Origin of the sequence: Prevotella scopos JCM 17725, assembly GCF_018127785.1 — a bacterium.
In the GTDB taxonomy this organism is placed as follows: Bacteria; Bacteroidota; Bacteroidia; order Bacteroidales; family Bacteroidaceae; genus Prevotella; species Prevotella scopos.
Map to the genome: position 1 here is coordinate 1034221 of NZ_CP072389.1, position 21638 is coordinate 1055858.

General features: G+C 42.4%; 16 protein-coding genes. 11 read left to right on the forward strand and 5 right to left on the reverse strand.

The window, feature by feature from the left end; all coding sequences use genetic code 11:
• Positions 1 to 167 precede the first annotated feature (167 nt).
• Positions 168 to 1571, forward strand: coding sequence for a hypothetical protein (locus J4856_RS03975; protein ID WP_004339684.1), 1404 nt, complete (start codon positions 168 to 170; stop codon positions 1569 to 1571).
• Between the two features lie 92 nt (positions 1572 to 1663).
• On the opposite strand, the gene J4856_RS03980 is transcribed toward J4856_RS03975, so the two are convergent.
• Complete coding sequence (locus tag J4856_RS03980) at positions 1664 to 2629, reverse strand: CfxA family broad-spectrum class A beta-lactamase (RefSeq protein ID WP_004339683.1); 966 nt, start codon at positions 2627 to 2629, stop codon at positions 1664 to 1666.
• Positions 2630 to 3910: 1281 nt separating this feature from the next.
• Here J4856_RS03980 and J4856_RS03985 point away from each other — a divergent pair.
• The 8 genes from J4856_RS03985 to rpiB all read left to right on the forward strand — a co-directional run bounded on the left by J4856_RS03985 (position 3911) and on the right by rpiB (position 13932).
• Entirely contained in the window at positions 3911 to 4264 is a 354-nt protein-coding gene (locus J4856_RS03985) for a hypothetical protein (RefSeq protein ID WP_234967228.1), read from the forward strand.
• An 864-nt stretch (positions 4265 to 5128) separates the two neighbouring features.
• Positions 5129 to 6091 carry a hypothetical protein gene (locus tag J4856_RS03990; protein ID WP_025837654.1) on the forward strand — a complete coding sequence of 321 codons (963 nt, stop codon included), beginning with the start codon at positions 5129 to 5131 and terminating at the stop codon, positions 6089 to 6091.
• Between the two features lie 273 nt (positions 6092 to 6364).
• Positions 6365 to 7456: an aldose epimerase family protein gene (locus J4856_RS03995; RefSeq protein WP_025837652.1), complete on the forward strand. Its 1092-nt coding sequence runs from the start codon at positions 6365 to 6367 to the stop codon at positions 7454 to 7456.
• 45 nt (positions 7457 to 7501) lie between these two features.
• On the forward strand, positions 7502 to 8785 hold the full coding sequence (locus tag J4856_RS04000) for an MFS transporter (RefSeq protein ID WP_025837651.1): 1284 nt from the start codon (positions 7502 to 7504) through the stop codon (positions 8783 to 8785).
• A gap of 94 nt (positions 8786 to 8879) precedes the next feature.
• Entirely contained in the window at positions 8880 to 10040 is a 1161-nt protein-coding gene (gene galK / locus J4856_RS04005) for a galactokinase (RefSeq protein WP_025837650.1), read from the forward strand.
• 201 nt (positions 10041 to 10241) lie between these two features.
• Complete coding sequence (locus J4856_RS04010) at positions 10242 to 10910, forward strand: NUDIX hydrolase (protein WP_025837649.1); 669 nt, start codon at positions 10242 to 10244, stop codon at positions 10908 to 10910.
• A gap of 495 nt (positions 10911 to 11405) precedes the next feature.
• Positions 11406 to 13421: a transketolase family protein gene (locus J4856_RS04015; RefSeq protein ID WP_025837647.1), complete on the forward strand. Its 2016-nt coding sequence runs from the start codon at positions 11406 to 11408 to the stop codon at positions 13419 to 13421.
• Positions 13422 to 13485: 64 nt separating this feature from the next.
• The gene (gene rpiB / locus J4856_RS04020) at positions 13486 to 13932 is read left to right on the forward strand and encodes a ribose 5-phosphate isomerase B (protein WP_025837645.1); all 447 of its coding nucleotides are present in this window, start codon (positions 13486 to 13488) and stop codon (positions 13930 to 13932) included.
• A gap of 298 nt (positions 13933 to 14230) precedes the next feature.
• Here rpiB and pyk read toward each other — a convergent pair whose 3' ends face one another.
• The 4 genes from pyk to dinB all read right to left on the reverse strand — a co-directional run bounded on the left by pyk (position 14231) and on the right by dinB (position 18146).
• Complete coding sequence (pyk, locus tag J4856_RS04025; RefSeq protein WP_065367925.1) at positions 14231 to 15694, reverse strand: pyruvate kinase; 1464 nt, start codon at positions 15692 to 15694, stop codon at positions 14231 to 14233.
• 20 nt (positions 15695 to 15714) lie between these two features.
• Entirely contained in the window at positions 15715 to 16059 is a 345-nt protein-coding gene (locus J4856_RS13145) for a hypothetical protein (RefSeq protein ID WP_025837643.1), read from the reverse strand.
• Between the two features lie 20 nt (positions 16060 to 16079).
• Complete coding sequence (locus tag J4856_RS04035; protein WP_025837641.1) at positions 16080 to 16823, reverse strand: hypothetical protein; 744 nt, start codon at positions 16821 to 16823, stop codon at positions 16080 to 16082.
• Between the two features lie 234 nt (positions 16824 to 17057).
• Positions 17058 to 18146: a DNA polymerase IV gene (gene dinB / locus J4856_RS04040; protein ID WP_025837639.1), complete on the reverse strand. Its 1089-nt coding sequence runs from the start codon at positions 18144 to 18146 to the stop codon at positions 17058 to 17060.
• Between the two features lie 150 nt (positions 18147 to 18296).
• Here dinB and J4856_RS04045 point away from each other — a divergent pair, with 150 nt between their 5' ends.
• Together J4856_RS04045 and J4856_RS04050 are read left to right on the forward strand one after the other, a co-directional pair.
• Complete coding sequence (locus J4856_RS04045; RefSeq protein ID WP_025837637.1) at positions 18297 to 18917, forward strand: sugar transferase; 621 nt, start codon at positions 18297 to 18299, stop codon at positions 18915 to 18917.
• A gap of 8 nt (positions 18918 to 18925) precedes the next feature.
• Entirely contained in the window at positions 18926 to 21583 is a 2658-nt protein-coding gene (locus J4856_RS04050; RefSeq protein WP_025837636.1) for an SLBB domain-containing protein, read from the forward strand.
• The last annotated feature ends 55 nt before the right edge of the window (positions 21584 to 21638 follow it).

The window sequence follows — 21638 nt, forward strand, 5'->3', positions numbered from 1 at the left end:
GTTTTACCCTAATGACCCACTCAGGGCGTTTCTCCCCTGAGAACCCAGAGCAAAGAGTGACCCTCTCTTTGCAATCTCCGCTTATGGGTTGCACCCCTAAGAACCCCATGCGTTTACGGACAGCGGAAAAGCAAACAATAAAGTACAAACCCAAAAAACAAGTATCTATGGCAACAAAATCAAGCATACATATCAAGCCCTGCAATATCGCATCGAGTGAGGCTCACAACAGGAGGACTGCCGAATACATGCGCCACATCGGAGAGTCCAGAACCTATGTGGTTCCAGAACTCTCCACCGATAATGAGCAGTGGATAAATCCCGACTTCGGCAGTCCGGATTTGCGGATGCATTATGACAATATCAGACAGATGGTAAAGGAAAAGACCGGACGTGCCATGCAGGAAAAGGAGCGTGAACGCAAAGGCAAGAACGGTAAAATAGTCAAGATTGCGGGATGCTCCCCCATACGTGAAGGAGTGCTGCTTGTCAGGTCGGACACCACACTGGCAGACGTGCGTAAATTCGGTGAGGAGTGTCAAAGACGCTGGGGAATCACACCGCTGCAAATCTTCCTGCACAAGGATGAAGGGCATTGGCTGAACGGTCAGCCGGAAGCGGAAGACAGGGAAAGCTTCAAAGTCGGGGACAGATGGTTCAAGCCGAACTATCATGCCCATATCGTTTTCGACTGGATGAACCACGAAACAGGAAAGAGCCGAAAGCTCAATGACGATGACATGATGCAGATGCAGACCCTTGCATCCGACATCCTGCTGATGGAACGCGGGCAGTCAAAGGCTGTCACTGGTAAGGAGCATCTGGAACGGAACGACTTTATCATTGAGAAGCAGAAAGCTGAACTGCAACGCATGGATGCAGCCAAACGGCACAAAGAAGAACAGATAAATCTTGCCGAGCAGGAACTGAAACAGGTGAAATCAGAAATACGCACTGACAAGTTAAAGAAGACAGCCACCACGGCAGCGACAGCCATAACTAGTGGAGTTGCTTCTCTTTTCGGGAGTGGAAAACTGAAAGAACTGGAACGTGCCAACGAAAAACTGCAAGACGAGGTTTCAAAACGGAACACCAATATTGAAAAATTGCAGAGCCAAGTACAGCAGATGCAGAAACAGCATGATACGCAAATCCACAATCTCAGAGAAATGCACAGGCAGGAACTTGACATGAAAGAAAAAGAACTGTCACGGCTCGCCAGAATCATAGACAAGGCTTTCAGGTGGTTTCCGATGTTCAGGGAAATGCTGCGCATGGAAAAGTTTTGTGCCATGCTGGGATTCTCTAAAGAAATGACTGAAAGTCTTATAGTCAAAAAAGAAGCCCTGAAATGTAGCGGTAAAATCTATTCCGAGCAACACAGGCGGAACTTTGATATAAAGGATGATATTTTAAGGGTGGAAAATGACCCTGACGATGAAAGCAGGCTGAACCTGACAATAAACAGGAAGCCGATTGCCGACTGGTTCAGGGAGCAATGGCACAGGCTTAGATATGGAGCAAGAGTGCCGCAACAGGAAGAAAGAAAAAGTAGAGGATTCAAATTATAATAGAAGCAATTTGATTAGTAATCTAAAAGCACTCCGATAACGATTAGAGTGCTTTTAGATTGTTTATCATTAATTATCAAAGCAAGTGCAGTTTAAGATTTTACTGAAGTTTGCATTAATAAAGAATATACTACAGCTGATATATGCGCAACATATTGTGACGCTTGTGATTCATTTCCCTTGAAATCCTTAACAAATACCGCTAAGGTATAACTGATATTATTAGGCAGACATATATAGGCAACATCATTGTGAGCTGCAAGAACACCATTTTCATTAACATAACCTGAACCTGTCTTATGCGCTATAACAACCCCTTCTTTATCAAGAAGTGGAGCTGCTATCCTATCTACACCTGTTTTGCATTCTTTTAACGTATTCTTAATGAAACTTTGTTTCTCATCATCGATAAGACCTTCAGTAAACAAACGATTCATCAACATTGCAGCACCAAGAGGAGATGTATAGTTAGAGTAAGCCTTGTTATGGTCAGCCGACATTTCCTCTTCCGTATAAGCTATCTGAAAACTTGAACGAGGAATGAGTGTGGCTATAAAACTATCTGTTTGAGCGACATTAACCATATCCTTAAACATAAGGTTGCTTGCATTGTTGTCACTCTGAGTAAGAGTATAACGCAGCAAATCTCTCACTGTCAATGATATGACTGGCCCTGAATAATCTTTCAGCATAGGACTCCAAGTCTTTGGGTCAAGTTTATCCCTATTTATATTTACTAAGGTATCAAGTGAAATTCCTTTATTGTCAAAGTCATTACAAAGAGCTAATGCCTGATGAACCTTAAACACACTCATCATAGGATAAACACTCTTATTATTGACCTTAACCGTATCTCTGTTATTAACAATAACCGCCACACCAATTTCGCCAGGACAAGCTGAGACAATTTGAGAAATGCTATCAGTCAAAACATTTGTTAAAGGAGGATTTGCGCTATCTTTTGTCGCTGATTTATGGAACAATGAAAATACCAAGATGAAAATGCAAACTAAAGCTATACTCAAAACTACGATTTGTTTTTTTCTGTTTTTTTCCATGTTTATATTATTTATATTTGTTTGACGAGAATATCTTTATTTGCCGACAAAGGTACATAATTTTACGGAAAAATATGTTTCTAAAATATATAAATCAGGGCAACCGCATCAAAATGTCAATAACCTGATAATCAATACTTGTCGATTTTGTATTAATAGGGATAAGTGGGGTGGATACAAGGATGAGAAGTTTCAACAATTTACAATATCCCCCCTTAAAAATGCATAATTTTGTATTTGTCTGAATAATAGCCTGTTGTCAAAAATCATGTTTCTTAAAAAATATTACCCGCAAGGGAAATTTGAATTATATGGGGCAAAAAATCAATTTTTATGGGGTAGTAGTTTCGATTTGGACCAATGGTTTTTTTAGGAAAATGGACAATAAGGGAGAGGAGGAGGTTGAAAACTACGTTTGTTTCCTAAGCTAACGTTATTTTGATGCGGTTGCCCTGTATATAAATAGACAGCTGTGGGGAAAATGTGGGGAAAAATTAGATAATTAAAAAGGCTAAATGACTGAAAATAATCACTTAGCCTTTTAATCCGTACCCAGACCCGTACTTCGTAATTGCTGCGCCCATCATTCAAGACTGTCAAATCGGGTCTTTCCTGTCAAGCCAATGATGCCTATGCGTATGCCAAACACATGGATTACGGATTTCTCGTTCCGTGAACAAACACTTTATCCGCAACTCTGCTATGTGGTGTATTGGCTTAACTCCATTTCTATGGGCAACACTTTTGTTGCAGATTTCAAGCAGCTTTTATCGAAATACCCATCAGTAAGAACTCGTTTATTAGGCTTTCCTCATAATTGGGAACAAGAGCCTTTGTGGAGATAAAATAATTGCCCTGTTTCTTAAAAAGCACTGGGGCAAACCAGCTCCGTCTTTAATTGTTTCCAATAAATGGATTGTTTCAAGCCCCTATAGAAAGAGAACAAAAATTCCTGTGTGAAAATTAATCTACGACAAGGAGCAAGCAAGGAGCAATATCAAACAAAAATCAATACCTTTGCAGTACATATGAGATAGACCAAAACAAAAGTGGAATATCGGAAACGAATAGCAAGGAAAAGAGAAGAAACGACCCAAGTTGATGTCCTTTTTGAGTTAATAATCAATAAAAGCGTTAAATCTTCACCTTTTAGAATGTGCAATTAAAAATAACAACCATATTTCTGACTTATTATCTATAAAATATTGAGTAATAATCGGTTGTAAATACAGCGATTGCACCAACCTACAAAAAGTAAATATCGGAAATAGTGTTAAGACTATAGGAGAATTCGCATTTAACAAATGTACCAATATAACACAGATTTCAAGTGAGGCAGTCGTACCTCCAACCTGTGAATCAGGTGTTTTTTTCTACATAAATACATCTAAATGTAAACTTATTGTTCCTAATAATAGTCTTGACGCATATAAACAAGCATACCAATGGGAAGACTTTCTCTTAATAGAGGGTAGTACTACTGGCATTACAAACACTGTTTATAATAAAGCAGGACTTGCCGATGTCTATACAATAGATGGTGCAAAACGGCTAAGTAAAGCAAGCACTGACGAAATTAATGCTTTGCCTAAGGGTGTTTATATTATCAATGGTAAAAAGATAATCATTAAATAACAGACACATCGGTTTTCCTAAGCCACACTATATATTTTTACCTGTTGTATGTTTATCTGACAAAAAAATAAGAATAGGAATAGAAACTTACAAGGAAAACTTCGATGGCTTATACAGAAAACCTTATTACTATACAGCAGCAAGTGAGCAATCATTTGCTGCTTTTTCATTTACTTTCTTACAAATATCAACGCAAAGAGTTATATTTGCAAAACGAAAAGGAGAGTAATATATGATTAAAATCAAAGAAAAAACAAGAGAAGAACTTATCGCTGATTTCAAGTGCGCCATTGAGCGGAAACGAGAATTTGAAGAGTAAGCCCCTAATGCCTACCATATTCGGATTAAATTTATCAGACATCATCTGTCAAGGACTTTGGACTTTCAGAAAGTAAGGCTCTATAACGAATCGTGTGGGTAATTCGTCATAGAGCATAAAATATTGTTGAAAGGTATAGCCTCCAACGAAACACAACTCCAAATTGACCTTCGTTTTAATACGCTTAACGCACATTAAATCCCTACCCTTCCATATACAGCGATGGTGTTAATCCTCCGCACATGTGGTGCATACCATCCGCACCACATGTGCTAAGCACCCGCACCACTCGTGCGGAATATCAATACACAACCCACACGATGCGTTATAGAACCTAATAAAACACAAGACAAAGCTGTCAGAGCAAAAACAAGAAAACATCACTGATATCAAACAACTTATAAACAAGAGGAAAACTATAAGAAAGAATAAAATCAAAACTACTGAGAGTTTCCTCCTTTTTTATATATATCTTTGCACAGAAGAAAAGATAAGAAAACAGGGAACAATATTTATCATTAATAAAACTTTCAAACATTAATCACATGAAACAAATCATATATCTATTCTTATCAGGAATTGTCCTATTGACAGCTTGTCAGAACACTCCTTCTAAGCAAACAGATAAAGATGTTCAAAACATCAATAGTGCAAAGCAAGAAACAAATATCGATAGCATCCAACAAAAGGCTAAGGTTGATAGCGTTAAGCAAATCCTTGCAAAAACGACTGATCCCTTGAAGCGCATCAAGCTTCATCAGCAAATAATTGACATCCAATTTAAGAGTGCATCGCCAGAGGAGCGTTGTCGAATCTTTGATGAGTTTAGTACGGAAGTGCAAAAAGAGTTGAATAAGGTCAATGACCGTGAGAGTCATTTCCTTGAGCACTATTACGAGTATAAAATAGACAGCATGGGCAATGAAATAGTGCCACACGATTCCATCAAAAAGAAGGAGCTATTCTATAAGAACGCAGGGATGGAAATAGTAGATTTAGGAGAAGGAATCGTGGAAATGAACCTTCAGACCAAAACATACATTAAGTATGTCAAACTATTGCCTAAGTACTATCAAGACTACTGGTACCTGATAAAGGATGCAGAGAATATTGCCCCAGATGCAGCCCTCGTAATATCGTGGCGAGAGTTGGGTAACCTGCTTGCTCGACACGAAGCTTACGTAAAAACATATCCAACAAAGAAAGAATTTTTCTGTAGACTACAAGATGACTATATATTCCTTCAGTCTGCCTATTTGTTTGGCGTAGACAATACTCCTGTGTATTATGAAAACATAGACCAAGAAGTTAAAGAAGAGTGGAAACGATTCATGAAGGCTTACCCAGATAGTCCGACAGTACCTTTTATCAAAGACATGCTTCGGATAAAGAGTCATGAGGATAGGGATGCTATTAGGCAAAAGCTAACAAAGTTTCAAGAGAACTCAGACTATCCTTTGCTTAAATCCTGTCCAGGCAAAATCAGAACCTATTCTGAGGAGTTTTAACAGAAGATAAAGGCACTAAACATGTAGTCTGAGTTATCAACTCACATTTACAAAGATTGTTATAAGGCTTTTGTAATTAAATTGATTTTAACCCTATTCAGTCAATAGAAATATCGTTTCTAACAATATCTAATGACTGATTTGGGTTAAAACCTTATTATGTTAATTGTTTTTAACACACTATACACCATTATTTTCAAAGTTAAGTTTGCTGTTATCGTTTATTTTTATTTACTTTGCAAGTCTTGTTATAGTAACTAAAAACAGAACATCATGGTAAAAGCCGAAGAGCCACACTATGCGTGTGGGTTGAAGAAAGAAGACTTCCAAACTACGATAGATGGTAAGAAAACCGATCTTTATGTACTTAGAAATGCCAAGGGCAATGAGGTTGCAATCACTAATTATGGTGGTGCTATTGTTGCTATCATGGTTCCTGATAAAGACGGAAACTTGGCAAATATCATTCAAGGACATGATAATATACAAGAGGTAATCAGTTCACCTGAGCCTTACCTTTCAACCCTTATTGGTCGTTATGGCAATCGTATTGCCAAAGGACGCTTCCAGTTGAACGGAAAGGAATATAAACTCGCTATTAACAATGGTCCTAACTCTTTACATGGAGGTAAGGAAGGCTTCAATGCAAAAGTATGGGATGCAGTACGGGTTAACGACCATGCTGTTGTTTTGAAATACACATCATCTTATGGTGAAGAAGGTTATACTGGCGAAGTTGAAGTTTGGGTAGCCTATTCATTCTCTGATGATGACGAACTCATCATCAAATATTCTGCAAAGACAAATAAGAAGACAATCATCAATCTTACCAGTCATGGATTCTTCTCATTGGCAGGTATTGCCAATCCAACCCCAACGATTGACGATTTAGAGTGTGAGATCAATGCCGACTTCTACATCCCTATTGATGAGACATCAATTCCAACAGGTGAGATTTTGAAAGTCGCTGGCACCCCATTTGACTTCCGTAAGCCTAAGAAGGTAGGTCAAGAGATTGATGCTGACCATGAACAGATTAAGCATGGTGCGGGTTATGACCACTGCTTCGTGTTGAACAAGAAGGAAGAAGGCGAACTCTCATTCGCCGCACGCATCAAGGAGCCAAACAGTGGCAGAACGATGGAAGTATATACCACAGAGCCAGGTGTGCAGGTATATACCCACAACTGGGCGGACGGTTACAAGGGTCAGCATGGTGCAACCTTCCCACGTCGCAGTGCCATCTGCTTCGAAGCACAGCACTTCCCTGATAGTCCAAACCATCCTTACTTCCCTTCAGTCATTCTGGAGCCATGTAAGGAATATACACAGAAGACCATTTATAAGTTCGGTGTAGAGAAATAACGACTACGGCTAATAAGAATAATAAATAAAAACTGAAATACAACAATGGAAAATCAAACTAACAAGAAAGGAACCTTGGTAGCAATCATCACCATGATGTTCCTATTTGCGATGATCTCATTTGTCACCAATATGGCTGCCCCATTCGGTACAATCTGGAAGCAGCACTATGAGTGGGCAGGTATGATGGGTAACATGATGAACTTTGCAGCTTACCTCTTCATGGGTATTCCTGCAGGTATGATGATTACAAAGTATGGTTACAAGAAGACTGCTCTTGTTGCTTTGGCACTTGGTTTCGTCGGCATTGCCATCCAATATGGTTCAAGTAGAATGGATGGAAACGAAATCAGCACATACGCAGTTTATCTGCTTGGTGCCTTCGTTTGTGGTTTCTGTGTTTGTATCTTGAATACCGTAGTAAACCCAATGTTGAACCTTCTTGGTGGTGGTGGTAATCGTGGTAACCAACTTATTCAGACAGGTGCATCATTAAACTCACTTGCAGCAACACTGACTCCGATGATTGCAGGTTCAATGATTGGAGAGATTACTAAGAGCACATCTCTCAAGGTTGTAACTCCATTGTTGTTGATTGCATTAGTTATCTTTGCAGCATCATTCGTTATCGTTTGGTTTACACAGCTAACTGAGCCAGAGACAGAGAAGTCTGACGTTGTAGGTGGTATCAGGGGTGCCTTGGGTTATCGCCAGTTGGTACTTGGTATCATTGCCATCTTCTTCTACGTAGGTATTGAAGTGGGTATTCCAGGACAGCTTTTGTTCTACCTTAGTGAGCCAGTTGCAGAAGGTGGCGTACTCGGTAGCGCAGCTATTGCAGGTCTTATCGCAGGTGTCTATTGGTTGTTGATGCTCGTTGGTCGCTTCGTTAGTGCCTTCATCAGTGGTAAGGTCTCTTCACGCACACAGCTTACTGTAACAACTGTTTTGGCTCTTGTGCTTCTGATTGTGGCTATCTTTATGCCAGAAACAGACAAGATGAGCCTTACAATTCCTAACATTGCAGAGAGCACATGGATTCAGGCAGAGGTTCCTGCAAAGGTGTTGCTAATTATCCTTTGCGGTATCTGTACATCAGTAATGTGGGGTGTTATCTTCAACCTCGCAACTGAGGGACTTGGTAAATATACAGCTACAGCGTCAGGTCTGTTCATGACCATGGTTGTGGGTGGTGGTGTAATGCCATTGATTCAGAACCTCATGGCAACCAAGGTTGGCGACATCCAGAGCTACTGGTTGATTGTAGCAATGCTCGCTTACATGCTCTTCTATGCGTTGATTGGCTCACACCCTTCAAAGAAGGCTTAAATGGTATCCTCATAATGGCAGGCTTTATGCTTGCCATTAAATTAAAATAACACCTTATATATATACTAACAATCATATTTAAAGAATTACTAACATGGACATTGAATTTGTAAGAAGTCGTTTTATTAAGCACTTCGATGGCAAGACAGGAAACATTTATTTCTCACCAGGACGTATCAATCTCATTGGTGAGCATACCGATTATAATGGTGGTTTCGTATTCCCAGGTGCAGTTGACAAGGGCATCATGGCGGAGGTTCGTCCTAACGGCACAAACACAGTAATGTGCTACTCAATCGACCTCAAGGACCGTGTAGAATTTAAGGTTGACGACCCAGAGGGTCCACGCGCCACATGGGCACGATTCATCTATGGTATGGTTCAGGAGTTTAAGGCGCTCGGCGTTGACGTAAAGGGATTCAACATTGCCTTTGCAGGTGACGTTCCTCTCGGTGCAGGTATGAGTTCTTCTGCTGCTATGGAAAGTTGCTTCGGATGTGCATTGAACGACTTGTTCGCTGATAATAAGATTTCAAAGTGGGACATCGTCCTCGCAGGTCAGGCTACAGAACACAAGTATATCGGTGTGAACTGTGGTATCATGGACCAGTTTGCAAGCGTCTTCGGTCAAGAAGGCAAGCTGATGCGCCTCGACTGCCGTAGCCGTGAATTTGAGTACTTCCCATTCGATCCAAAGGGTTACAAGCTTGTTCTTGTAAACTCTAAGGTTAAACATGAACTCGTTGGTAGCCCATATAACGATCGTCGCAAGAGTTGTGAGAATGTTGTAGCTGCTATCGCTGAGCAGTTCCCAGAGAAGAAGTACGAGACATTGCGTGATGCTAATTGGGATGAGTTAGAGGCTGTCAAAGATAAGGTAAGTGCAGAGGACTACAAGCGTGCACACTTCGTTCTTGGTGAGAAGGAGCGTGTCCTCGCTGTGTGTGATGCACTCAACGCAGGCGACTACGAGACAGTTGGCCAGAAGATGTACGAGACACATCACGGACTCAGCAAGGAGTATGAGGTTAGCTGCGAAGAGCTTGACTTCCTCAACGATGTTGCTAAGGAGGATGGCGTGACAGGTTCGCGCATCATGGGTGGTGGCTTCGGTGGCTGTACCATCAACCTCGTTAAGGACGAGTTGTACGACAAGTTCATTGCTGACGTGACAGAGAAGTTTAATGCCAAGTATGGCCATGCGCCTGAGGTTTATCCTGTTGTCATCAGCGATGGCTCTCACAAGGTTTGCTAAGAATATAACGGCATCTGACAAGGTGCATCTTTCTATTTAGAAAGTATGATATTGGTAGAGGGCTGGATTCTTCAATAGAGATTCAGCCCTTATCAAAAAAGAAATACATAAAGGATATTTAGATTAAGTTACCTAACAAAAAGAATACTACAGCAAAACCAAAACAATCAAGATTTTACATCTCTAATCAAAATCATGAACATGAATACATACTACAAAGGGGAACCCAAACACCTAGTCTCAGTTGACTGCATCGTCTTGGGTTTTGAAAACAAGAAATTGCAATTACTCGTCGGTAAGCGTAAAGTTGAACCATACAGCGGTAAGTTATCACTCTATGGCGGATTTGTAAGAGAAGACGAGAGTTTGAAAGAAGCAGCGAACAGAGTATTGTTTCAATGTACAGGCATCAATGACATTTACATGCGCCAGGTAGGTGCTTTCGGTGAAACCGATCGTGACCCTGGTGACCGTGTCATCTCAATTGCTTATTGTGCCCTCATCAACGTCTCTGATTACGATCAGAAGTTGTTAGAAGAAAACGACTTGCAATGGGTTGACATCAATGAGCTGCCTGAATTATATGGTGACCATATTGAGATGGTACAGATAGCACTGGCACAACTCCGTAAGCTCATCAACAAGGACCCACTCGGTTTCAATCTTCTTCCAGAGCTCTTCACACTCACCCAGCTTCAGAATGTTCATGAAGCCATCTTAGGTGTTGAGATTGATAAGCGTAACTTCCGTAAACGCATCAAACAAATCGATTTCATAGAGAAGACAGAGCTTATTGATAAGATTACGAGTAAACGTGGTGCAGCATTATATCGCATCAACAAAGAAATATACAACGAGGCCTCACTCTAACGTTGACGAGTAAGGCTAACATCGTAAGAATCTAAGATTACAATTACTGAAGAGGGTATATCGAATGTAAAACGTCATAACGAACATTCTGATATATCCTCTCTTTTTATATGGCTCTTTACAGCCCTAGGGTGAAGGGTGTTGGGACAAACGAGAGGACCTCACCTTTTGGCTCACCTTCTTGATACATCATATTGTCAGACAGGTCACACGGAAGAACGGAAGACACGGAGGTCCACCAAAATTTTTCAAATCCTACTTTATTATCCCCTGCCATATAACGCATCCATCATCACGAAACCGCTGTTTCGTGCTAAGCACCCGCACCACATGTGCGAGCCATCAACACGACAGCACTCAACAACCGAACAAAACCATACAAGCCCATCGCACTCATTATTTTTGGGTAAATTAATCAAAATAGTAAGTTCAATATTTTGATGTATGCATATTTATCTTTATATTTGCATTATAATTTAAAAATCCTATCTATTTATGAATGACAAGAAATTAATGAACAGAGCAGCGGATAACATTAGAATTCTCGCAGCGTCTATGGTTGAAAAAGCTAAATCAGGACATCCTGGTGGTGCAATGGGTGGTGCGGACTTTATTAACATCCTTTTCTCTGAATTTCTCGTCTTTGACCCTGAAAAACCTGAATGGGCAGGACGTGACCGATTCTATCTCGATCCTGGTCACATGTCACCAATGCTTTATGCTGCATTAACCCTCCAGAGAAAGTTCACGGTTGATGATATAAAACAATTTCGTCAGTGGGGTTCAATCACCCCAGGACATCCTGAAAGAGATATCGCACATGGAATCGAGAACTCTTCAGGTCCACTCGGTCAAGGTCATGCCTATGCAGCTGGTGCAGCTGTAGCTGAGAAATTCCTCGAAGCACGCCTTGGTAGCACAATGATGCAGCATAAGATTTATGCTTACATCTCTGATGGTGGCGTCCAAGAAGGTATCAGTGCAGAAGTAGGTCGCTTAGCCGGCAACTTGGGCCTTAACAACCTCATCATGTTCTACGATGCCAATGATATTCAGCTTTCTACTGAGTGTGGTGCCGTTATGTCTGAGGACACAGCCATGAAATATCGTGCATGGAACTGGAACGTATTGAAGATTGATGGTAACGACCCTGATGCTATCCGCGAAGCACTCGTTGCTGCAAACAAGGAAGAGCATCGCCCTACCCTTATCATCGGTGAGACTGTGATGGGAAAGGGAGCTCTGCAGGCTGATGGCAGTAGCTACGAACATAGCATTAAAACACATGGCGCACCATTGGGTGGTGACGCCTATATCAATACAATAAAGAATCTTGGTGGTGATGTTAACGACCCATTCAAGATTTTCCCAGAGGTACAGAAGCTCTACGATGATCGTGCAGCTGAGCTCAAGAAGATTGTAGCTAAGCGTCATGAAGCTGAAGCAGCATGGGAGAAAGAGAATCCTGAAAAGGCAGCACAAATGCGTGAATGGTTCTCTGGCAAGGCTCCAAAGATTGATTGGAGCGGTCTGGTACAGAAACGCGACATCCCAACACGTAATGGTTCTGCAGCTTGTCTTGGTGTTCTTGCCGAGCAAGTGCCTAACATGATTGTGTCATCAGCCGATCTCAGCAACTCTGATAAGACGGATGGTTTCCTCAACAAGACACATGCCTTCACACGTGACGACTTCAGCGGTGCCTTCTTCCAGGCAGGTGTTAGCGAGTTAGCAATGGCATGTATGTGTATCGGTATGATGCTTCATGGTGGTGTCATCACTGCAATGGGAACCTTCTTCGTTTTCTCTGACTATATGAAACCAGCTATTCGCATGGCTGCGCTCATGCGTATTCCAGTGAAATTTGTTTGGAGCCACGATGCCTTCCGTGTTGGTGAGGATGGTCCAACGCACGAGCCTGTAGAGCAGGAAGCACAAATCCGCTTGATGGAGAAGTTGCAAAACCATGCTGGACAGGATTCTGTACGTGTACTTCGTCCTGCGGATAGTGATGCCACAACAGTTTGTTGGCAGATGGCAATGGAGAACATGGACACGCCAACAGCACTCATCTTATCACGTCAGAACGTGATGAGTCTGCCAGAGGGAACCGATTACCAACAGACACGTAAGGGTGCTTACATCGTGACAGGCTCTGACGAGCAGTATGATGTTATCCTCGTGGCAAGTGGTTCTGAAGTATCAACCTGCGTAGAAGGAGCTGAGTTGTTACGCAAAGACGGTGTGAAGGTACGCGTCGTTAGCGCACCATCAGAGGGTCTCTTCCGCCGCCAAAGCAAGGAATATCAGGAGCAGATACTGCCAAGAGATGCAAAAATCTTCGGTCTTACCGCTGGTCTTCCTGTGACACTCGAAGGCTTGGTGGGTGCCAATGGTAAGGTATATGGTCTCAACAGCTTCGGTTTCTCAGCACCTTTCAAAGTTCTCGATGAGAAGTTAGGCTTCAACCCAGAGAATGTTTACAAACAAGTAAAAGCATTTTTAGCATAAACGTTTAACCAGATGTCCCTTAGTTCCATATCGAACGAAGGGGCTCATAAAACCTAAACAGCTTATGGAAATTAAGACAGTAGGAGTTGCCTGCGACCACGCAGGCTATCCATTAAAGCAATTCGTGATCCAATATTTGGAAGAACACAAGTATCCGTATAAGCATTTTGGCTGTAATAGTGATTTGAGTTGTGACTATCCTGACTACGCTCACACACTGGCTGAAGCCATAGAGAGCGGTGAGGTTTATCCAGGTATTGCTATCTGTGGAAGCGGTGAGGGTATGGCTATCACACTTAATAAACATCAAGGAGTACGTGCAGGTTTGGCATGGAACAAGGACGTTGCTGAGTTGATTCGTCAACATAATGATGCTAACGTTCTCGTACTCCCTAGCCGTTTTATCGATAATAAGACTGCTGAAAAGATTCTTGACGCCTTCTTCAAAGCAAGTTTTGAGGGCGGAAGACATGAACGTCGCGTTAAGAAAATTCCTGTTCACCAGGAATAGAACTAGCAGGTTGATGGGCTGCTGCTAGTTATTGCTAGTAAATCCTAGGTTTCCTAGTGACCCTAGTGTCCCTAGTACTCCTAGTTTCTCTAGTTCCCCTAGTACGCCTAGCCCTCCTAATTTAACGAAAAAGGTGTCCAGAAGTAATTCAGGACACCTTTTTCTATTTATAAAATCAATTTTTCCTTTTTCTGTATCAGTATATTAGCCTAAACAGCAACATGATGAAGAATCATTTGGAAAGCCTTCACCCTATCAACAAGACATTGAAAGCTTTCCCGATTGAATAGAAGAGAGATTAAGCCTCCTCTTCACCTTCGTCAACTTCTTCAGGAAGGTGGAAGCGATACTTACGTGCAAAGACATCACCCACATTATTAATCTCAAGGAAGCTTGTGCCACCACCAGCACCGAATGAACCAGAAAGATAAGCGATCTTATCCTCTAACTCTATATACCCCTTCTGGCGGAGCATACGCAATGCAGCCGTAAACATCTCCTCGTTAGACTTTTGGCGATGCTGATAAATAGCAATCACACCATAGCTAAGATTCAACCAACGCTGCACCTTATCCTTGTAGCAGATAGCCAACACTGGATGTGGACCACGGAAAGCCGCAAGATTACGAGCAGTCTGACCTGTCTCGCTATCAGTGATAATGCCCTTTACACCCAATTGCTCAGTTGCCTCAATTGCACTTCGTGACAAGAACTCACGCTGGTCATTCTGATTAATCATCGGAACAGTGATATGTCCACGCTTATGTGCATCCTGCTCTGCCGCCTCAGCAATACGTGCCATCGTCTGTACAGCCTCAACAGGATACTTACCGCTTGCTGTCTCACCACTCAACATCAACGCATCGGTGTGACTATAGATAGCATTTGCGATATCCGTCACCTCTGCACGAGTAGGACGAGGATTGTTTATCATCGTGTGCAACATCTGAGTAGCCACGATAACAGGCTTCTTCTTCAAGATACACTTATTGATGATGCTACGCTGAATACCAGGAATCTGCTCGATAGGAACCTCAATACCTAAGTCACCACGTGCAATCATAATACCGTATGAAGCATCAATAATCTCGTCAATATTATCAACTCCCTCCTGATTCTCAATCTTTGAAATAATCTTTATATCAGAGTTATGCTCATCAAGTATCTTCTGAACGGCATGAACATCAGCTGCTGAACGTACAAAAGAGTGAGCGATGAAGTCAATATCTTCCTCTATCGCCAACAAGATGTTCGATTTATCTTTTTCTGTAAGCGCTGGTAGTTCGATGTGCTCACCAGGTACATTCACACTCTTGTGTGAGCCAAGATCACCTTCATTCTGCACCTGCGCCACTAACATCGGACCAACACTCTCGATAACCTGCATATCTAAAGCGCCATCATCAAAGAGGACATGATCGCCAACCTTCACATCACGTGCGAAGTCAGGGTAAGAAACATTCACGATGTCCTTTGTTGAATCCACATCAGGACGACCGAAAATCTTCACCATATCGCCTACTTTATAATGAATAGGCTCCGCCACAGCTGTGGTTCTCACCTCTGGTCCCTTGGTATCAATCAGTAAAGCCAAGTGCTGAGACACAGCACGTGTATTGCGAATAATCTCCTTAATACCTTCAGGACTTGCATGTGCCGTATTCATACGAACGACATTCATTCCTGAGAAGAAAAGCTTTCTTAGGAAGTCAACGTCACAGCGGCGGTCGCTAATAGAACATACTATCTTTGTTTGTTTCATAAAATTGAGTGTGTTATTGTTTAATTCGACATTGCTGAGAAAATCATATATAAGAGGGATGATAGCAGTATCACGAGCAACAATAGGGAGATAAAGACGATTGTAACCTTCTTACCAACCCCACTCTTCGAGGACTTTTCATACCTCATTGGAGCAACTTGCTCGTTCATGTTATCTGTTCTTGCTTGTGTATGATTCACGGGGGCAGTTGTCTCAGCACCACTGTCCGTTGTCGCACCCACCTGTGGGGTTGCAACAATCATACTTTCACCACAATAGGGGCAATTACATTTTAGCGTATTACCACCCTCCGATTCTATAACAAAGGGGCGATGGCAATGTTTGCAAGCTATTTGAAATTGCATTCTTTCTTCCTTTCGTTGATTTATCGTACGTCATCAATGAGGATATGCCCATCTTGCGATTGCACCTTCACCTGACGATATTCTGTTTCACCATCTTGTGATAATCTCACCTTGTACCAATTATCATCTATTGGAACGACACTGAGGTTACGCTGAAGTTGCTGGAAATCAGGCTCTGAAGCCGTGTTTCCAAAGGCTCCCCACCATACTGTCCATGAATCAACATCTGTTTCGTCACTGCCTTGCGTTCCAAAAATCATTCGGTTACAATAGTCGGTGAGATAACGACTATAGAACATAGCATCGGCATCTTCTGACAGGACAGCCTTCTGATAGAACGACTCTAAGAACTTACAGATGCTCTTGCGCTTTTCATCTTGCCGTTGTGCTTCAGCCTCTTGCGCTTCTTGCTGCGCACGAACCTGCATCACAGAGTCGGCATGTGCCTTGCGTTGTGCCTGCAACTCTAAAGCTTCTGTCTCTTGCTGGTTTTGCCAATAAAGGTAGCCAAAGACAGCTCCACCGCCCAAAAGAAGTACAATCAGTACCGTTAGAAAAACCTTCATTCCTGAACCTTGACTCTTTCTCCCTTCCTGCGCTACTATAGGTTGTTGCTCATAAGGTGTGATAGGAGTGCCAACAGACGGAAGGTTGACAAGCAATGACTGCCCACAATAAGGACATGTACAACGTATTTTTTCATCGTCATCTGCCGAAATCGCAAATGAGCGATGACATCTACTACAGGTCACATTATATTGCATATACTATAAATTCTTAAGATCAATGATTAGTGAGAACAAAGGATGCATGATGTCCTTACATAGTTAAACACGTACTATCTTGTGCAAATTTAGTAATTTTCTTCCATACTTGGAAATGTTTTAATCAATAATATAAGCCTAAATCAACGAACAATCTTAAATTCCTTATCTGATGACGTACAATAAGCTGTAAACTGCTCATATCTCCCTATCGTAAAACTAATTATCATCGCTTTAATCTTCTTTAAAAGGCAGCAACCCCTCTATCCACATCGGCTTGGGTTCAGCATTCCCATCGGTGTTATCAGGCGAAGAAACCGACAGTCCCATCAGTCGGATGGGGCGGTCGTGATAGTCCGTATCTTTCAACAACTGCTTGGCAAGGGGTAGGATATCGTCTTTCGCTCGGAGGATTTTATCCTGTGTAATACTGCGCGTTATCTGTGTTGTTGCATCCCACTTGAGTTTTAGCGTAAGCGTTCTACCTTTGAAATCCGTCCTCTCCAATCGTTCAACTAATTCGAGGGTGATATGATAGAGTTCGATGATAATCTTTGACTCAATGTGTAAATCCTCAAGGAACGTGCGTTCACACCCTACTGACTTACGTTCATGTGCAACGACAACTGGACGATTGTCAATCCCACGTGAGAAATCATAATAGACATGCCCCATCTTGCCAAACACCTGCACAAGGTGTTCATGCGATATTTGTCTGAGTTGTTCACCTGTGAAAACCCCCATTTCATACATTCGGTCAGCTGTCTTTGGACCTACGCCCCATAGTTTCTCCACTGGGAGCTTGCCAATAAAATCAAGCGCACGGTCGGGATGCACTGTGAAGATACCATTCGGTTTGCGCATATCTGAGGCAATCTTCGCTAATAGTTTATTATAACTAATACCAGCAGAAGCTGTTAGCGAAGTACGTTCGAATATCTTCTGTTTGATTTCCTTAGCCACATCAACGGCAAGTTCTATTCCCATTTTGTTGTCAGTCACATCAAGAAAAGCCTCATCCAATGAGATGGGTTCAACCAAATCAGTATATTCATGAAAAACAGCATGAATTTGTCGTGAAACTTCCTTATATTTATCGAAATGACTAGGGACAACAATCAGCTGCGAACAACGCCGTTTCGCCTGCGCCATTGACATTGCCGAATGCACGCCATAGACACGTGCCTCGTAGCTGGCTGTAGATACCACACCACGTGGTCCGTCGAAGCCAACAGCAATCGGCTTACCACGGAGTTCTGGATTATCTCGTTGCTCAACCGAAGCAAAGAAAGCATCCATGTCAATGTGAATAATTTTACGCATAATCGTGTCCTCTTTTCATTGCAAAGGTACGACGAAGAGTGGAAAGACAAGTATTTCTAACAAATAAATAAAGAAAAAAGCTTACCTTTGCAACAAAATGACAAAAATCGAGTTATAATAAAGATACAGAATCAAAGTACGAAGAATCAAATGAGAGAAATTGAGAGTCATGATACCATGGGAAAGTTTCAACGAAGTTTGAAGCGTACCTTCGACATTGTTGCAGCTCTCTTAGGACTCATCCTCTGCTTACCACTTTTTCTCATTATCAGTGTTCTTATTACTTATCAAAGTAATGGTCCGATATTCTTCCGACAGATACGTATCGGATATAAAGGACGTCCCTTTGCCATCTATAAGTTTCGTACAATGAGTAGTGTCGTGGAGGAGAATGGGCCACAACTTGTTGCAAATTGTGACAACACGAACTCCACCCGGCTAGAACAGTTCCTGCGTGGACACCATCTAGATGAACTGCCACAACTTTGGAACGTACTGCGTGGTGACATGTCATTTGTGGGACCACGTCCTGAACGCAAGTACTTCATTGACAAGATTATGGAGCAAACTGACAGTTATCACCTCATCTACCAAATGCGACCAGGACTCACTTCAGAGGCCACACTCTATAATGGATACACTGACACAATGGAAAAGATGCTCAGACGAATGGATATGGACATCCATTATCTAGAGAATCGCACCTTGTGGTTGGACTTTACCATCGTCATTAAGACGGTTCTAAAAATTCTTACAGGAAAGAAATTCTAAACACGAAAATGAAGAAATACATTCTATTCATATTACTCGCCTTGTGTTCCTTGAACGGCTTTGCACAGTCGTCCATGACGGATTCTCAAGTAATGGACTTCGTGATGAAGGAACATAAGAAAGGTACACCACAATCACAGATTGTCACTAAACTCATGCAGAGTGGTGTAGATATCTCGCAGATACGCCGTGTGAGAAACTCATACGAGAAGATGCAGAAGGGTAATGCTGCTTTTGGCGCTGTGAAAGAGGGGACAACGACAGATCGTAGTCGTACGAACAACGGACAGACAAATCCTAATACTACCTCAGGAAAGAGCAAACGACAGATTGCCGAAGAGACGCTCAAAGACTATAACGACAATGAGCAGGTGGGCGATAGATATTCAGAAGGACGTATCACACCGGATCGTTCGTTAACGAATACCTATAATGAGAATGATGGCGAGTTTCTTAAGATGCAGTCAGAGATGAACGATTGGATGCCGCAAGATACTGCCGCAATGTACAAGAACCTTCTCAAGCAGTTAAGCCGTAACCGCAAGAGGGTTTGGGGACGTGACATCTTTAACAATAAGAGTCTTTCTTTTGAACCTAACATGAACATGGCACTGCCACGCAACTACCACATCGGACCTGGTGATGCCGTGTTTATTGACATCTATGGGGCTTCACAGAAATCATATCAGACAACGGTTGCACCTGATGGCTACATCACCTTAGAGGGTTTTGGACCTATTCAGGTTAGTGGACTGACCGTAGGGCAAGCCAACAATCGCATCCGTGAGAAGATTGGCAAGCGATTTAGTAGTTCTAACATCCGGCTCTCTGTAGGTCAGACACATACAATCATGGTCAACGTTGTAGGCGAGGTGAAGACACCTGGTACCTATACGCTATCATCTTTTGCAACAGTCTTCAATGCACTTTATATGGCGGGTGGTATAGGTGATTTAGGAACACTCCGTAACATCAAAGTATATAGAGGAGGCACACTTATCAGTACGGTTGACGTTTATGACTTCCTACGTCGTGGACATCTGAGTGGTAATGTGCGCTTAGCAGATAATGACGTTATCGTTGTTGGACCTTACGAGATGCTGGCACAGGTCAGCGGTAAGGTAAAGCGTCCGATGTTCTACGAGATGAAACGAGGCGAAAGTCTTGGCACACTCATCGGTTATGCGGGTGGATTTGCTGGTGATGCCTATACTCGTTCGGTACGTGTACGCAGAAAGACGGGTCGTCAGTACTCCATCTTCAATGTCAACGAGTTTGATATGCGCAACTTCCGTGTAGCTGACGAAGACTCTGTCAGCGTCGATTCTGTTATCCCAAGATATGAAAACATGGTTGAAATCAAGGGAGCCGTGTTCCGTCCAGGTATGTATGAGGTGGGTGGACGTATCAATAGCGTTCGTGGATTGATTGAAGCAGCAGACGGACTGACCGAGGTGGCATTTGCCCCACATGCGGTATTACATCGAAAGAAGGCTGACCGAACATTAGAGGTTATCTCTGTTGATGTAGAAGGTATCCTCACAGGACGTGTGGCTGATATCCCGTTACAGAATGAAGACATACTCTTTATTCCTACTCGCACTGACGCACAGGTACAACGAACAATAACCATTCATGGAGAAGTTCTCTATCCTGGTGTTTATCAATATGCTGATAATGAGTCGTTAGAAGACTTCATCTTACAGGCAGGTGGTCTTAAACAGAGTGCCTCAACCGTAAGAGTGGATGTGTCACGCCGTATCACAAACTCGCAAGCACTGACACCTGATTCCATCATTGCACGCACCTATTCATTCGCTCTGCGCGATGGATTTGTCATTGAAGGTGCACCAGGTTTTGTTCTTGAGCCATACGACGAGGTGTATGTTCGTAAGAGTCCTGGTACAACGAACCAACAGAATGTTAGTATCGAAGGCGAAGTCGTCTTTGGTGGAAGCTACACACTGACCTCTAGAAGGATGCGGCTAAGCGATATCTATAAGGCAGCAGGTGGCGTAACAGAAAATGGTTATATAAAAGGTGCCCGCCTGGAGCGTCGTACAACGCCAAGCGAACGTATCCGCATGGAGAACGCTTACAAGATGCAGATGGAACAGCAACGTAAGAACTTGATAAACTTTGCTGTGAAAACAAAGGATGCTGGTGTGATACAAGCATTACAAGAAGGTGACGGAAAAACTGCAAAAGAGGGCGACAAAAAACCACTGGAGAAATTCCAAGCACCTGACGTGTATCCTGTTGGTATCGAACTCGATAAAGCAATCGCTAACCCTGGTAGTGACGCCGACATCGTTCTCCGTGCAGGCGACCGCATCATCATCCCACAATACAATGGTACGGTTAAGATTAATGGTGCAGTGATGTATCCTAACTCTGTCGGCTATGTTGAAGGCAAGAACGTCAGTTATTATATTGATCAGGCGGGTGGTTTTGCTAGTGATGCAAAGAAGAGCAACACCTACATCCTCTACATGAACGGCATGTTAGCGAAGGTAGGGCATAATGCCAAAGTACGTCCTGGTTGCGAAATCATCGTTCCTACAAAGATACAAAGCAAAATGAGTCTTGCAGAGACCCTCAGCATTGGTTCAAGTGCAGCCAGCATTGCAGCCATCATTGCAACGATTGCTAACTTGATGAAGTAAGGTTCTATAGGATTCAAAAAGGCGCTGGCGCAGATTATACATGGAAAAAGGTTAG

Bases quoted from the DNA above. Each gene is read 5' to 3' on its own strand.
- J4856_RS04010 (WP_025837649.1), top strand. From the start codon at position 10,242: ATGAATACATACTACAAAGGGGAACCCAAACACCTAGTCTCAGTTGAC.
- J4856_RS04050 (WP_025837636.1), top strand. From the start codon at position 18,926: ATGAAGAAATACATTCTATTCATATTACTCGCCTTGTGTTCCTTGAAC.
- J4856_RS03980 (WP_004339683.1), bottom strand. From the start codon at position 2,629: ATGGAAAAAAACAGAAAAAAACAAATCGTAGTTTTGAGTATAGCTTTA.
- dinB (WP_025837639.1), bottom strand. From the start codon at position 18,146: ATGCGTAAAATTATTCACATTGACATGGATGCTTTCTTTGCTTCGGTT.
- J4856_RS03975 (WP_004339684.1), top strand. From the start codon at position 168: ATGGCAACAAAATCAAGCATACATATCAAGCCCTGCAATATCGCATCG.
- J4856_RS04015 (WP_025837647.1), top strand. From the start codon at position 11,406: ATGAATGACAAGAAATTAATGAACAGAGCAGCGGATAACATTAGAATT.
- pyk (WP_065367925.1), bottom strand. From the start codon at position 15,694: ATGAAACAAACAAAGATAGTATGTTCTATTAGCGACCGCCGCTGTGAC.
- J4856_RS04000 (WP_025837651.1), top strand. From the start codon at position 7,502: ATGGAAAATCAAACTAACAAGAAAGGAACCTTGGTAGCAATCATCACC.
- J4856_RS04045 (WP_025837637.1), top strand. From the start codon at position 18,297: ATGAGAGAAATTGAGAGTCATGATACCATGGGAAAGTTTCAACGAAGT.
- rpiB (WP_025837645.1), top strand. From the start codon at position 13,486: ATGGAAATTAAGACAGTAGGAGTTGCCTGCGACCACGCAGGCTATCCA.
- J4856_RS03995 (WP_025837652.1), top strand. From the start codon at position 6,365: ATGGTAAAAGCCGAAGAGCCACACTATGCGTGTGGGTTGAAGAAAGAA.
- J4856_RS04035 (WP_025837641.1), bottom strand. From the start codon at position 16,823: ATGCAATATAATGTGACCTGTAGTAGATGTCATCGCTCATTTGCGATT.
- J4856_RS13145 (WP_025837643.1), bottom strand. From the start codon at position 16,059: ATGCAATTTCAAATAGCTTGCAAACATTGCCATCGCCCCTTTGTTATA.
- galK (WP_025837650.1), top strand. From the start codon at position 8,880: ATGGACATTGAATTTGTAAGAAGTCGTTTTATTAAGCACTTCGATGGC.
- J4856_RS03990 (WP_025837654.1), top strand. From the start codon at position 5,129: ATGAAACAAATCATATATCTATTCTTATCAGGAATTGTCCTATTGACA.